Genomic DNA, 13373 nt, shown 5'->3' with positions numbered 1-13373 from the left:
CCGATCCTACCGGATATCCCCCTTGCGTCTTCAAATAGGGTGACGCCTATGGCATTGCCATCGCATCTGGCGATGATGGCAGTGTGTGATTCCCCGAAGGAGATGCAATGGAGTTCGTCGAACGTGCGCAGCACGACAGAAGTGCTGCCAGCCAACTCTTCGACGACGCCGGCCGAGCGCCGCTCGATGTGCTCAAGCGCGTCTACGGCTATTCGGCCTTTCGCGGCCGGCAGCAGGAAGTGGTCGAGCATGTTGCCGGCGGTGGCGATGCCGTCGTTCTGTTTCCGACCGGCGCCGGTAAATCGCTCTGCTTCCAGATTCCTGCTCTCTGCCGTCCCGGCCTTGGTATCGTCGTTTCGCCGCTGATCGCGCTGATGCGCGATCAGGTGGAGGCGTTGAAGCAGCTTGGCGTCAATGCGGCCGCGCTCAATTCGTCGCTGACACGCGAAGAGGCGGTCGCGGTGCGCCGGCAGATTGCCGACGGCACGCTTGAGCTGCTTTACGTCACGCCCGAGCGCATTGTGACCGACGGTTTCGCCGACCTCATCGGCAATGCTCGCATTGCGCTTTTCGCCATCGACGAGGCGCATTGCGTTTCACAGTGGGGCCATGATTTCCGGCCGGAATACCGCACGCTCGGCCTGCTTGCCGAGCGTTATCCCGGCGTGCCGCGCATCGCGCTGACGGCGACGGCCGATCCGCACACCCGCGAAGACATTATCGAGCGGTTGTCGCTGCAGGGTGCTGAAGTCTTCACCACCAGCTTCGACCGTCCAAACATCGCCTATGAAATCGTCGAGCGCGACCAGCCACGCCAGCAGTTGTTGCGGTTCCTCAGCCGCTTTCGCGGTTCCTCCGGCATCGTCTACTGCCTGTCGCGCGCCAAGGTCGAGGACACGGCGGAGTGGCTGAACGGGCAGGGGATCCGCGCGCTCCCCTACCATGCCGGCATGGACAGGACGCTGCGCGACGCTCATCAGGACGCGTTCCTGAAGGAAGAAAGTCTCTGCCTGGTCGCGACCGTCGCTTTCGGCATGGGCATCGACAAGCCCGACGTGCGCTATGTCGCCCATCTCGATCTGCCGGGTTCGATCGAGGCCTATTACCAGGAGACCGGTCGCGCCGGCCGCGATGGTCAGCCGTCCGAAGTCTGGATGGCCTATGGCATGGCCGACGTCTTGCAACGCCGCCGGATGATCGACGAGGGCGGTGCGGCCGACGACATCAAACGCATCGAGCGCGGCAAGCTCAACGCGCTCTTGGCGATCTGCGAGACGGCCGGCTGCCGCCGCCAGGCGATCCTCGCGCATTTCGGCGAGGCCCATCCCGGGCGCTGCGGCCATTGCGACACCTGCCTGAAGCCAGTGGAAACCTGGGACGGAACCGAGGCTGCGATCAAGGCGCTTGCCGCCGTCTACCGTACGGGCGAGCGTTTTGGCACCGGGCATGTCGTCGATGTGTTGATGGGGACCGTCAACGAAAAGACCGAGCGTTTTGGCCATGTCGACATGCCGGTTTTCGGTGCCGGCAAGGATCTGCCGGCTCGGACCTGGCAATCGGTGTTTCGACAGTTGCTGGCCGCCGGTCTCGTCAGTGTCGACCACACGGCCTTCGGCGCGATCAAGCTGGAGCCGGAAGCGCGCGCCGTGTTCAAGCGCGAGCGCCAGGTGCTGTTTCGCAAGGACCGCCCGCAGACGGGCAAGGCGGCACGGCAGGCAAAATCCGGCAGCCAGCGCGAACGCGCCGACCTTGCCGGCTCCGATCTCGAGCTGTTCGAACGGCTGCGTGCCGAGCGCTTTACCATCGCCAAGGACCTGAACGTGCCGCCCTATGTCGTCTTCCCGGACGCGACGCTGATCGCGCTCGCCAAGGAGCGCCCGCGCGGCTTCGACGAACTGCTCGATATTCCCGGCATCGGCGAAAGCAAACGCGAGCGCTACGGCGAGGCGTTTCTCGCTGTCATCGACGGATATCTGGAGGGGTGACGCTGCCCGCCGGAGCGCTGTCTGGAGCGGCATTCGTCCGTTGCATCTATCGCGCCGCCGACGCGGCGCGATAGATGGTGCCCAAGTGGACACACGGTTCCAGCCTCGCCGACCGCGCACTCAAGCCTAACGGCAACCGTAGCAATCTGTCTTGCACGACGAAGGCTACGACATAAAATGTCGAGCAAACCGTCTCGCCATGCAATGCCCTGTCGTTTTGCCTAGGGAATGCCGCCCGGAGCTTTGGATCCGCTGGAATTTGCTGCAACGGGAAAGCTGGCGTGGTACTCGTTTGACACGAAACGTCCTTTTCACAGTGAAAGCGGCCAGCCATGACCTCAGCCTTTTTGTCCCACCTTCGTTCTGAACTCGATGGCCTGAAGTCATCCGGTCTCTACAAGTCGGAGCGGGTGATTACCTCGAAGCAAGCGGGCGAGATCGAGGTTGCCTCGGGCGAGCGGGTGCTGAACTTCTGCGCCAACAACTATCTTGGCCTTGCCGACAACGCGGAGCTGGCCGAGGCTGGAAAAAAAGCGCTCGACCGCTATGGCTATGGCATGGCGTCGGTGCGCTTCATCTGCGGCACGCAGGAAGAGCACAAGCAGCTGGAGGCGCGCATTTCGTCGTTCCTCGGCCTGGAAGACACGATCCTCTATTCCTCCTGCTTCGATGCCAACGGCGGCCTGTTCGAGACGCTGCTGGGCGAAGAGGATGCGATCATCTCCGATGCCTTGAACCACGCCTCGATCATCGACGGCGTGCGCCTCTCCAAGGCCAAGCGCTTCCGCTATGCCAACAACGACATGGCAGCACTTGAAGAAGAGCTGAAGAAGGCCGAAGGCAGTCGCTTCAAGCTGATCGCCACCGATGGCGTGTTCTCGATGGACGGCATCATCGCCAATCTCGGCGGCGTGTGCGATCTCGCCGAGAAATACGGCGCCATGGTCATGGTCGATGACAGCCATGCGGTTGGCTTCGTCGGCAAACATGGTCGCGGCTCGGCCGAACATTGTGGCGTCGAAGGCCGGGTCGACATCATCACCGGCACGCTCGGCAAGGCGCTCGGCGGCGCCTCGGGCGGCTACACCTCTGGCAAGGCCGAGGTGGTCGAGTGGCTTAGACAGCGCTCGCGCCCCTATCTCTTCTCCAACACGCTGGCGCCGGTGATTGCCGCAGCCTCGCTGAAAGTCTTCGACCTGATCGACAACGGCGATGCGTTGCGTCAGCGGCTCTATGCCAATGCGGCGTTGTTTCGCACCGAGATGTCGAAGCTCGGCTTCACCCTTGCCGGCGAGGGGCACCCGATCATCCCGGTGATGCTTGGGGATGCGGCACTCGCCCAGGAGATGGCGGCGCGCATGCTGAAGAAGGGCGTCTATGTCATCGGCTTCTCCTTCCCGGTGGTGCCGAAGGGGCAGGCGCGCATCCGCACGCAGATGTCGGCGGCCCACAGCGAGAACGACGTGCGCCGGGCGATTGCCGCCTTCGAAGAGGTCGGCCGCGAGCTTGGCGTGATCTGAGGGCAATTCGGCCCCTCACCCTAGCCCTCTCCCCGCAGGCGGGGAGAGGGGACTTATCTCTGGTCGGTGGTTGAAGAGGGACGCGAAGTTTGCGGCATCGTCCTTCTCCCCGCGAGCAGGGAGAAGGTGGCGGCAGCCGGATGAGGGGCACCCTCACCGGGCGGATGAGGGGCTGCGGTTAAAGGCGCGACGGCAAGGTTTGTGCGCCCGAGAGAGGCGCGGCGCCTGAACGGCGATGATTTTGGAGGCGATCGATGACGAACATGATGAAGGCGCTGGTGAAGACGAAGCCTGAGGTCGGGCTGTGGATGGAGCGCGTGCCGGTGCCGGAGGTCGGACCGAACGACGTTTTGATCAAGGTGAAGAAGTCGGCGATCTGTGGCACCGACGTGCACATCTGGAACTGGGACCAGTGGGCCCAAAAGACCATTCCGGTGCCGATGGTCGTCGGTCACGAGTTCATGGGCGAGATCGCCGAGGTCGGCTCGGCGGTGACGAAATACCACGTCGGCGAGCGCGTCTCGGGCGAGGGGCATATCGTCTGCGGCAAGTGCCGCAACTGCCGCGCCGGTCGCGGCCATCTCTGCCGCAACACGCTCGGCGTTGGCGTCAACCGGCCGGGCTCGTTCGGCGAATTCGTCTGCCTGCCGGAATACAACGTCGTGCCGATCCCTGAAGACGTTCCCGACGAGATCGCAGCGATCTTCGACCCCTTCGGCAATGCAGTGCACACCGCCCTTTCCTTCGATCTTGTTGGCGAGGACGTGCTGGTGACCGGTGCGGGCCCGATCGGCATCATGGGGGCGCTGGTTGCCAAGCGCTCGGGCGCGCGCAAGGTTGTCATCACCGATATCAACCCGACACGGCTTGAACTTGCCCGCAACCTCGGCATCGACCATGTCGTCGACGCATCGAAGGAGAACCTTGCCGACGTGATGAAGGCGATCGGCATGACCGAGGGTTTCGATGTCGGGCTGGAGATGTCGGGCGCGGCACCGGCGTTCCGCGACATGATCGACAAGATGAACAATGGCGGCAAGATCGCCATTCTCGGCATTGCGCCGGCCGGCTTCGAGATCGACTGGAACAAGGTGATCTTCAAGATGCTCAACCTCAAGGGCATCTACGGCCGCGAGATGTTCGAGACCTGGTACAAGATGATCGCCTTCGTCCAGGGCGGGCTCGACCTTTCGCCCGTCATCACCCACCGCATCGGCATCGACGACTTCCGCGACGGCTTCGAGGCCATGCGCTCCGGTAACTCCGGCAAGGTCGTCATGGACTGGTGAACGGGGACCGGCGAGGCGGCTCGCTTCGCCAGAACGCTGAAATCCACAAGGCCGCGTATCGCCATCGATGCGCGGTCTTTTTGTCAATTGGCAAGGCCGAACTGGATCTCGATCTCGTGGTAGCGAGAGCCGGGGCCAGCCCAGCGGTGATAGATCTCGCGGCTTTCGCCGGAGAAATTGTGCCGGCTCATCTCGATCTTTTCGACGAGCGGCGCATAGCCCTGGGTGAAGAGGCTTCGCATCGGCCCCTGATGCAGGGTGGAGGCGACCATGATCGGCTCCAGCTCGATCATGTCGAGCGTGCCGTCATAGGCTTCACCGTCTTCCACCGGCCGGCAGATGCGCCAGTCAAATGCGGCCTTGGCGTTTTTCGGCAGGTTCTGCGCGATGAAGATCCATGGCCCTGAGGGCTTCAGCCCTGCGCGGTCGATTTCCGCGTCGATCAGCGGCGCAAGCTCTGCGCTTGCATGTCTGACGTCGGGAATCGTCAGCCTGCGTTGAATGCTGATGACGCGCATTGCGCCGGTTTCCTTGATGTTCAAGAGTGCCTCCATTTTCTCGGTCGGAAGGTCAGTCGAGATCGGGTCGAGGGCAAGCGGAAAACCGGAATAATGTTGCGAACACGCGGGCGAAGTTCGGGTTTTCGGGAATTGTTTTGCGTCTTGGCACGCGTTGTTCAATCCGGCTTGTTCGCCCGTGTTCACGCACTATCTTTGCCGACAGTTGCGGGCGACCGCGATCGACGGTTGTGGCGGCCAAAGGAGCCAGTGCATGCGTTACGAGGGAAGTTGCCATTGTGGCAAAATCGCTTTCGAGGTCGAGGGAGACTTCGCCGAGGCGATCGATTGCAATTGTTCGATGTGTCGCCGGCGGGGCGGCCTGCTGGCCTTTGTTCCACGCGACAGTCTGAGCCTGAAGACATCGGAAGCCGATCTCTCGACCTATGAGTTCAACAGGCATGTCATCAAACATCACTTCTGCAGCCATTGCGGTATCGCGCCTTTCGGCGAAGGAGCCGGTCCGAACGGACCGATGGCGGCCGTCAACCTGCGCTGTCTGCCGGAGTTCGATATCGAGGCGGTGAAGATCGTCAAATACGACGGGCTATCGGTATGACCGGCGGTATTGTGCATAGGTATGGTTGCGCGTGCGGATGCGACGCAATCTTGCCTTGCCGATAGGCAGTATCGACCCTTGTCTTTTTATGGGCAACGCCTACATGTTCAGCGGAAGCTGATAAACACCCGAAAACGTGAACTGAGGCGATTTTTGCCGAATCAGGCGGTTTTTCAGCGGAAATGCTTGACGGGATCGAAAATTCTGGGAATCACCATTTCCAAGCAAGAAATGGCGAAATGACACGGCGGTTAGGATATCATGCCAGTAGTGCTTCAGTGGCAGGACTGTCGAAGCTTGTCCGCTTTGCCACGATCGCTATCGTGGTTAATCAGGAATTAAACATCATCCCGTTACGTCAGGGGAAATGATTCGGTGGCGGGTGCGCGGCGCACCCGGACCTTCGAGCGGCATTTGCACCGGGCTCACGCCGGTTGCGACAAGGAAAGCGACGAACTAAATGGCAACCAAAGTCAAAGAAAACGAAGAAGCTGACGTTGAACGCGAAGGCGCTCCGGACGGCCCGCTTCTCGATCTTTCCGATGACGCTGTCAAGAAGATGATCAAGGCCGCCAAGAAGCGCGGCTATGTGACGATGGACGAGCTGAACTCCGTCCTGCCGTCCGAAGAAGTCACCTCCGAGCAGATCGAAGATACGATGGCGATGCTCTCCGATATGGGCATCAACGTCATCGAAGACGAGGAAGCTGAGGAAGCCGCCGGCGGCAGCAGCGACGACGAGAGCAGCGACGACGACAACGACGGCGAAGGCGGCGAACTGGCCACCTCCAGCGGCGGCACGGCGCTTGCGGCAACCAAGAAGAAAGAGCCGACCGACAGGACGGACGACCCGGTGCGCATGTATCTGCGCGAAATGGGTTCGGTCGAGCTTCTGTCGCGCGAAGGCGAAATCGCGATTGCCAAGCGCATCGAGGCTGGCCGCGAGACGATGATCGCCGGTCTCTGTGAGAGCCCGTTGACGTTCCAGGCGCTGATCATCTGGCGCGACGAACTCAACGAAGGCCAGACGCTGCTGCGCGAGATCATCGATCTGGAAACCACCTATTCCGGACCAGAGGCAAAGGCTGCGCCGCAGTTCCAGAGCCCTGAAAAGATCGAGGCAGACCGCAAGGCCGCCGAGGAAAAGGAAAAGACCCGCAAGGTTCGCTCCCCCAGCGACGACGACATCACCAATGTCGGCGGCGATGTCATGCCGAGCGAGGAAGAAGAGGAAGACGAAGACGAGTCGAACCTCTCGCTCGCAGCCATGGAAGCGGAACTGCGTCCGCAGGTCATGGAAACGCTCGACATCATCGCCGAGACCTACAAGAAGCTGCGCAAGCTGCAGGACCAGCAGGTGGAAGCCCGCCTTGCTGCCACCGGCACGCTGTCGCCTGCCCAGGAGCGCCGCTACAAGGAGCTCAAGGACGAGCTGATCAAGGCGGTCAAGTCGCTGTCGCTCAACCAGAACCGCGTCGACAGCCTCGTCGAGCAGCTCTACGACATTTCCAAGCGCCTGATGCAGAACGAAGGCCGCCTGCTGCGGCTTGCCGAATCCTACGGGGTCAAGCGCGACTCGTTCCTCGAGCAGTACTCCGGTGCCGAGCTCGATCCGAACTGGATGAAGTCGATCAGCAACCTGGCCGGCAAGGGCTGGAAGGAATTCGCCAAGAGCGAAAACCAGACGATCCGCGACATCCGCCAGGAGATCCAGAACCTTGCGACCGAAACCGGCATCTCGATCGCCGAATTCCGCCGCATCGTCTCGATGGTGCAGAAGGGCGAGCGCGAAGCGCGCATCGCCAAGAAGGAAATGGTCGAAGCCAACCTGCGCCTCGTCATCTCCATCGCCAAGAAGTACACCAACCGCGGCCTGCAGTTCCTCGACCTCATTCAGGAAGGCAACATCGGCCTGATGAAGGCGGTCGACAAGTTCGAATACCGCCGCGGCTACAAGTTCTCGACCTATGCGACCTGGTGGATTCGCCAGGCGATCACCCGCTCGATCGCCGACCAGGCCCGCACGATCCGCATTCCGGTGCACATGATCGAAACGATCAACAAGATCGTTCGCACGTCGCGCCAGATGCTGCACGAAATCGGTCGTGAGCCGACGCCGGAAGAACTGGCCGAGAAGCTGGCCATGCCGCTCGAAAAGGTCCGCAAGGTCCTGAAGATCGCCAAGGAGCCGATCTCGCTCGAAACCCCTGTGGGTGACGAAGAGGATTCGCATCTCGGCGATTTCATCGAGGACAAGAACGCGCTTCTGCCGATCGACGCCGCCATCCAGGCGAACCTGCGCGAAACGACGACGCGTGTCCTCGCCTCGCTGACGCCGCGCGAAGAGCGCGTCCTGCGCATGCGCTTCGGCATCGGTATGAACACCGACCACACGCTCGAAGAAGTCGGCCAGCAGTTCTCGGTTACCCGCGAACGTATCCGTCAGATCGAGGCGAAGGCGCTGCGCAAGCTCAAGCACCCGAGCCGCTCCAGGAAGCTGAGAAGCTTCCTGGACAGCTAAGCGTTCGAAGAGCGAATCATCCAGAAAGCCGGGCCCAGCGCCCGGCTTTTTTGTTTCCATGCAAGCGCTTCACCGGTTTTCTTGTGGGGGCTTGGCCGGAGGACTATACTCTCCCTTTCCGAGCAATCGGGGCACCCGGCCAAAGCGCGGGAGCAGTCGCACCGCGGGCGTGAAACGTGTCCTCATGGAGGTGTGAAATGACCACTTATGTCGTGCTCCTCAACTGGACAGAGCAGGGCGTGAAGAATGTGCGCGAGTCTCCCAAGCGGCTCGACGCGGCCAAGAAGATGCTCGCCGACATGGGCGGCTCCTTCAAACATTTCTTTCTGACCATGGGCGAGTACGACATGGTGGCGATCTGCGAAGCGCCTGACGATGCGGTGGCGGCGCGTTTTGCCATGACGCTCGGTATGGGCGGCAATGTGCGCACCCGCACCCTCAAGGCATTCCCGGAAGCGGCCTACCGCGAGCTGGTTGCGTCTCTCGGGTGAGATCAGCAGCGCTGAGCAACAGCCGGCAAGCGCGCAATGCCCGTCTACGGCGGGCCGTTGCGGGAGAGAACGCGTGCGGCGCCCTGCATGGCGTTGCGAAATGCGTCATCGAAGCTGACGCCGCTGATCTGCCAGCGATATGCCTTGCTGTTTTCGATGAGGCACCAGTTGGCGACCCAGCCACGCGCGGCGTCGGACCAGACGAGCGTGCCGGCGAGGGGGATGTCTGCGCCGACGTCGATGGCTAGCCGCTTCAACTCGGCTGGTTGCATCCGCGACAAACGCTCGAAATCCAGCCTGTTGGCGGCAAGCGTTGCCGCATCGGGAAGGCTTGCCGTAAGGGCCAGCGGAACCGAGGCGGCCGCGAGTGATTGCGCCATGTAGGGGCTCTCGCCGCCGTCGCGCGCCAGAACGAACCGACGCCTCTGGTCGTGAACGGCCAACAACACGGCGATCACCGGGCGCGGCGACAGCCATGGTTTGTGCTCGAGCTTTGCCAAAAGCCGATCGATTGTGGCGGGATCGAAACGGCAGGTGAGATCGTGCGGCCGGTCGTGTGTTCCCTGCTCGTCGTGGATCGGGATGCCTTCCAACCGGTCGCGATAGGAGAAGGTGGCGACGAACTCCGCTGCCCGCACCTGCAGGGCGGCAAGTGCCGCGCTATTGGTGAGGGTGAAATCGCCGGAGACCTTGACGAGCACCTCGCTCAGGCATTCGCGAAAGCCGATCTGCCGGTTCTCTTCGCCGGTGCCGGTGACGATCGCATCGCTGATGTAGAGGTGCGATGGCTCGGTTGCCTGTGCTGCGCCGCAAAGCCACGCACTGACAAGCGCGACCGCGAAGACGCATGTCTTCGCCGCCTTCGTGACGGCAGGCTTCAGTTGGCTGAGGGCACTGGGCAACTGAGGTCGCCTTCCTCGCAGCTCAGATAGGTCTTGAAGTCCTTGACGCGGCTCTGCGTCAAGCCATCCCTGCATTGCAGAACGATCATCGGATAGACCGAGCCTCCTGCAACGCCAGCTGCGGAAAAGTCGCACTCGGCATCGCGGAAGGCGATCCATGCCTTTTGTGCCGCAACCAGCAGTCTGGTTTTGTCCTGATCGTCCTTCAGGCGCGCCTCGATCTGCTTGTAGAGGGTGTTGAGTTCGCCGTCGGAAGCCTTGAGGGCCTTGTCGGCGCATTCGCTCATCGTCGCCTGGTCGCTGGCATTGGCGCAATCGTCGGGCCATGCCGCCGGTGCAATGCCCGTCAGTCCGACAAAGGCTGCAAACATCAAGGAACGAAATCGCATGCGTTCGCTCTCCTCGTTTTGCGCATGGCGCCTTTGGCGTTCCCGCGCTCTCCCATCGCCTTCGAATGCCTGCTGGCCTCGGGAGGCCGCCCGTCTGCCGCCATCCTTCCGCACGCGGAGAATAGGCCAAACCTGAAACGTCAGATAGTACAATCTCAGGCGCTGCACGCGTCAACCGCGATCACTCGCATTCGATTCAAAACCGATCCTTAACGTTTACGTTTTATCAATCTCTCGGAAACGAGAGGTTCGAAGATGCGTTGCGTTTTTGTCGTCGTCCTCCTGTTGCTGGCCGGTTGCGCCACGGTGCCGAGAGACACCCGAAACGCATGCGCGGTTTTCGAACAGCGAGATGGCCTTTTCAACAATTGGCGCCGCGCCGCCTATCAGGTGGAGCGCGAATACGGCGTGCCCGTGCCGGTGCTGATGGCGACGATCTATACGGAATCCGGCTTCCGCCATAATGCCAAGCCGCCGCGCACCAAACTCTTCGGCTTCATTCCGTGGACGCGGGTTTCGTCGGCCTATGGCTATTCGCAGGCGCTCGATGGCACCTGGGCGCGCTACCAGAGCGAAACCGGCCGCTGGACGGCACGGCGTTCCGACTTCGGCGATGCCATCCGCTTCATCGGCTGGTACCACCGCGAAAGCGCCCAGAAAAATGGCATCGGGCTCAACGACACCTATCGGCTCTACATCGCCTACTACCATGGCCATGCCGGCTACGCCCGCGGCAACTGGAGCGACACAGCCAAGAACGGCGCCAAACGCGCCACCGGAATGGCCTCGCTTTATAGCCGCCAGCTGAAAAGCTGCGGTGGCTAAAGCGCGTCGCGATCTTTCAGATTCGCTTGACGCGCTTTAAGTTCTTGTTTTTGCGCATGTCGTTATCGCAAAACCGCGGCACACTTTTGCGCGACATGCTTTAGGACAAGGCTCAGCCGGCGGCTGCCTTTTCAAGGCCTGCAACGTCGATCTTGACCATGCCCATCATCGCCTGCTGGGCGCGGCCGGCGCGTGCCGGATCCGGATCGCTCAGGTGCCGCATCAGCGCATCGGGTATGATCTGCCAGGCCAGGCCGAAGCGATCCTTCAGCCAGCCGCAGCGCTGCGGCGTGCCGCCGTCGAGCAGGCGTTCCCAGTAATAATCGACCTCCGCCTGATCGGCGCAGCGCACGAAGAACGAGACGGCTTCGGAAAACTTGAAATGCGGCCCGCCGTTGAGCCCCATGAACGCCTGTCCCTCGAGCTCAAAGGCGGCAGTGAACGCCTTGCCATCAGGCCCTTTCTTGACGTCAGTGATGCGGGCATTGCGGAAGATGGCGGTGTAGAACTTTATCGCGTCTTCAAGCTGGTTGTCGAACCAGAGAAAGGGCGTGATCTTCTGCATGGCGGTTGCTCCCTTGGTGATGGTCTGTGCCAAGGACGAACGGGAAGGGGACTTGCCGACAGGCGGTCACAACTATTTCGCAAGTATTTCGCAAGGCCGTGCGCGACCGCCGACGACAGCCCTTGAAAGGCGGCAAACATGCATCAACTGGAAAATCTGAGGCTATTGTCGGAACTTTTCGATCCCGTTCGTCCTTTGGTGGTCGAAGCAACCGAGGAGGATATCGACATGAGCTACGTAGATGGTTTCATCGTTGCGGTGCCCAAGGCCAATATCGAGGCATACAAGGACATGGCGCGGCAAGCGGGTGACGTGTGGATGGAGCATGGTGCGCTTTCCTATGCCGAGTGCCTTGGTGACGATGTGCCCTATGGCGAGGTGACGTCCTTTCCTCGCGCCGTGCAGGCCAGGGAAGACGAGACCGTGGTTTTCTCCTGGATCACCTACAAGTCGCGAGCCGACCGGGACGCGATCGTTGCCAAGGTGATGGAGGATCCGCGGCTGCAGGGCGAGGCCTGGAGAGACGTGTTCGACGGCAAGCGCATGATCTATGGCGGCTTCGAGGCCTTTCTCGAGAAATAGCTTTCGAGCACAGGCGCCGTTTGCTTGACTTGGCGGCGGGTTTTGTCGGATCCGTCGCGATGGCGGCGCGCATGCCGCCGCCGCGCGCCAAGGGAGACGGGCAGCCATGCCGCAGACCACGATCGTCATTTCCACCCGCGGTCAGGGGCTCTACGAGTTCACCGACGAGGCGGCAGAGTTCGTCAGCGCCAATAGCGGGGGCGAGGGGTTGTTGACCCTGTTCGTCCGCCACACCTCTTGCTCGCTCCTCATCCAGGAAAACGCCGATCCTGACGTGAAGCGCGACCTCAGCGAGTTTTTTGCCCGGCTGGTGCCGCCATCCTCCGATCCATCGATGCGCTGGGTGGTGCACACGCAGGAAGGGCCCGACGATATGCCGGCTCACATCAAGGCCGCGCTGACGCAGGTCTCGATCGGCATCCCCGTCAATGCCGGCCGCATGGCGCTTGGCACCTGGCAAGGCCTCTATCTGTTCGAACACCGCGACCGGGCGCATCGCCGCGAGATCGTGCTGCATCTTGGCGCCTGATGCGACCCGATCGCCCGATCGATCGTGGCGGCGACTTGAAGGGCGTCGTCGCCCCTCCATATTCGTTGGAGGGCGGCGCATGGAACCGACATTGGCTTTCGTCGTTTCCATGGCTGCAGTCCAAAAGACATGGACGAACCCGACATCAGCATCCGAGGCAGATATGACCGACGCCCAAACCATCGCCAGCCGCTTCATCGACGCATTGAACGACCGCGATTTCGACGCATTGGCGCGGCTTGTCGACGAGGATGTGGCGCTCGATTCTCTGACCGGACAGCGCACCGTCGGCGTCGAGCCGCTCAGATCCAGCATCATGACCTTCCTGCGCCATTTCGACGAAACCTATGGCGACATCGTGCTGATGCGCGACAATTTCGGCCAGCGGATCGCCGCCGACCTGACGGCGCGTGGCACTTACCGCGAGACGCTCGACGGTTTCCCCACCGCCTCCGGCCAGACCTATTCGATCCCGAGCGTCTTCGTCATCGAGATCGAGGATCAGTCGATCACGCGGGTCAGCCACTATCGCAACATGCGCGCTTTCGAAGCCGAACTTGCCGGCTGAACCGCGTCTTCGCATCGCAACCTCCTCAGGAAGATCGCGCCGCATTTCACGCCACCTGTCGCGCAGGGGATGGCAACGCCATGTGTCGGTC

Annotated in this window: 14 protein-coding genes; 10 read left to right on the top strand and 4 right to left on the bottom strand. The window is 61.7% G+C overall.

The features are described from left to right. The first annotated feature begins 107 nt into the window (after positions 1 to 107). The 3 genes from recQ to tdh all read left to right on the top strand — a co-directional run bounded on the left by recQ (position 108) and on the right by tdh (position 4794). Positions 108 to 1985: a DNA helicase RecQ gene (recQ, locus tag AC1Q80_RS12515; RefSeq protein WP_492360621.1), complete on the top strand. Its 1878-nt coding sequence runs from the start codon at positions 108 to 110 to the stop codon at positions 1983 to 1985. A 332-nt stretch (positions 1986 to 2317) separates the two neighbouring features. Further along, the gene (locus AC1Q80_RS12510; protein ID WP_492360620.1) at positions 2318 to 3505 is read left to right on the top strand and encodes a glycine C-acetyltransferase; all 1188 of its coding nucleotides are present in this window, start codon (positions 2318 to 2320) and stop codon (positions 3503 to 3505) included. 254 nt (positions 3506 to 3759) lie between these two features. Beyond that, positions 3760 to 4794 carry an L-threonine 3-dehydrogenase gene (gene tdh, locus AC1Q80_RS12505; RefSeq protein WP_115419638.1) on the top strand — a complete coding sequence of 345 codons (1035 nt, stop codon included), beginning with the start codon at positions 3760 to 3762 and terminating at the stop codon, positions 4792 to 4794. A gap of 83 nt (positions 4795 to 4877) precedes the next feature. On the opposite strand, the gene AC1Q80_RS12500 is transcribed toward tdh, so the two are convergent. Further along, complete coding sequence (locus tag AC1Q80_RS12500) at positions 4878 to 5336, bottom strand: GyrI-like domain-containing protein (protein ID WP_210264400.1); 459 nt, start codon at positions 5334 to 5336, stop codon at positions 4878 to 4880. Positions 5337 to 5565: 229 nt separating this feature from the next. Between AC1Q80_RS12500 and AC1Q80_RS12495 the strand changes: the two genes are divergently transcribed. From AC1Q80_RS12495 to AC1Q80_RS12485, 3 genes are all read left to right on the top strand, one after another. Next, positions 5566 to 5910, top strand: coding sequence for a GFA family protein (locus AC1Q80_RS12495; protein ID WP_173420765.1), 345 nt, complete (start codon positions 5566 to 5568; stop codon positions 5908 to 5910). 460 nt (positions 5911 to 6370) lie between these two features. Next, on the top strand, positions 6371 to 8431 hold the full coding sequence (gene rpoD / locus AC1Q80_RS12490) for an RNA polymerase sigma factor RpoD (RefSeq protein ID WP_173420764.1): 2061 nt from the start codon (positions 6371 to 6373) through the stop codon (positions 8429 to 8431). A 197-nt stretch (positions 8432 to 8628) separates the two neighbouring features. Then, a complete protein-coding gene (locus AC1Q80_RS12485; protein WP_025427881.1) occupies positions 8629 to 8922 on the top strand; it encodes a GYD domain-containing protein in 294 nt (97 codons plus the stop codon). Between the two features lie 44 nt (positions 8923 to 8966). Here AC1Q80_RS12485 and AC1Q80_RS12480 read toward each other — a convergent pair whose 3' ends face one another. Together AC1Q80_RS12480 and AC1Q80_RS12475 are read right to left on the bottom strand one after the other, a co-directional pair. Next, a complete protein-coding gene (locus tag AC1Q80_RS12480; RefSeq protein WP_492360619.1) occupies positions 8967 to 9824 on the bottom strand; it encodes a DUF8605 domain-containing protein in 858 nt (285 codons plus the stop codon). Further along, a complete protein-coding gene (locus AC1Q80_RS12475; RefSeq protein ID WP_492360618.1) occupies positions 9800 to 10213 on the bottom strand; it encodes a lysozyme inhibitor LprI family protein in 414 nt (137 codons plus the stop codon). Before AC1Q80_RS12475 ends, AC1Q80_RS12480 begins: the two co-directional genes overlap by 25 nt. 255 nt (positions 10214 to 10468) lie before the next feature. Between AC1Q80_RS12475 and AC1Q80_RS12470 the strand changes: the two genes are divergently transcribed. Further along, on the top strand, positions 10469 to 11038 hold the full coding sequence (locus AC1Q80_RS12470) for a transglycosylase SLT domain-containing protein (RefSeq protein ID WP_492360617.1): 570 nt from the start codon (positions 10469 to 10471) through the stop codon (positions 11036 to 11038). Between the two features lie 112 nt (positions 11039 to 11150). Here the strand turns inward: AC1Q80_RS12470 and AC1Q80_RS12465 are convergent, their stop codons facing one another. After that, positions 11151 to 11603, bottom strand: a complete 453-nt coding sequence (locus AC1Q80_RS12465; RefSeq protein ID WP_492360616.1) for a VOC family protein — start codon at positions 11601 to 11603, stop codon at positions 11151 to 11153. A 228-nt stretch (positions 11604 to 11831) separates the two neighbouring features. On the opposite strand from AC1Q80_RS12465, the gene AC1Q80_RS12460 reads away from it, so the two are divergent. The 3 genes from AC1Q80_RS12460 to AC1Q80_RS12450 all read left to right on the top strand — a co-directional run bounded on the left by AC1Q80_RS12460 (position 11832) and on the right by AC1Q80_RS12450 (position 13282). Next, positions 11832 to 12185 (top strand): DUF1428 domain-containing protein, encoded by a 354-nt coding sequence (locus AC1Q80_RS12460; protein WP_173421062.1) that lies wholly within the window; start codon positions 11832 to 11834, stop codon positions 12183 to 12185. 106 nt (positions 12186 to 12291) lie between these two features. Next, positions 12292 to 12714, top strand: a complete 423-nt coding sequence (locus AC1Q80_RS12455) for a secondary thiamine-phosphate synthase enzyme YjbQ (protein WP_492360615.1) — start codon at positions 12292 to 12294, stop codon at positions 12712 to 12714. A gap of 163 nt (positions 12715 to 12877) precedes the next feature. Continuing rightward, positions 12878 to 13282: a ketosteroid isomerase-related protein gene (locus tag AC1Q80_RS12450; protein WP_173420759.1), complete on the top strand. Its 405-nt coding sequence runs from the start codon at positions 12878 to 12880 to the stop codon at positions 13280 to 13282. The last annotated feature ends 91 nt before the right edge of the window (positions 13283 to 13373 follow it).

The organism is Ensifer sp. GW823-FHT05D09 (assembly GCF_058795755.1).
Note: the sequence above shows the minus strand (reverse complement) of the source record. Positions and strands in the feature narration are given on the sequence as shown.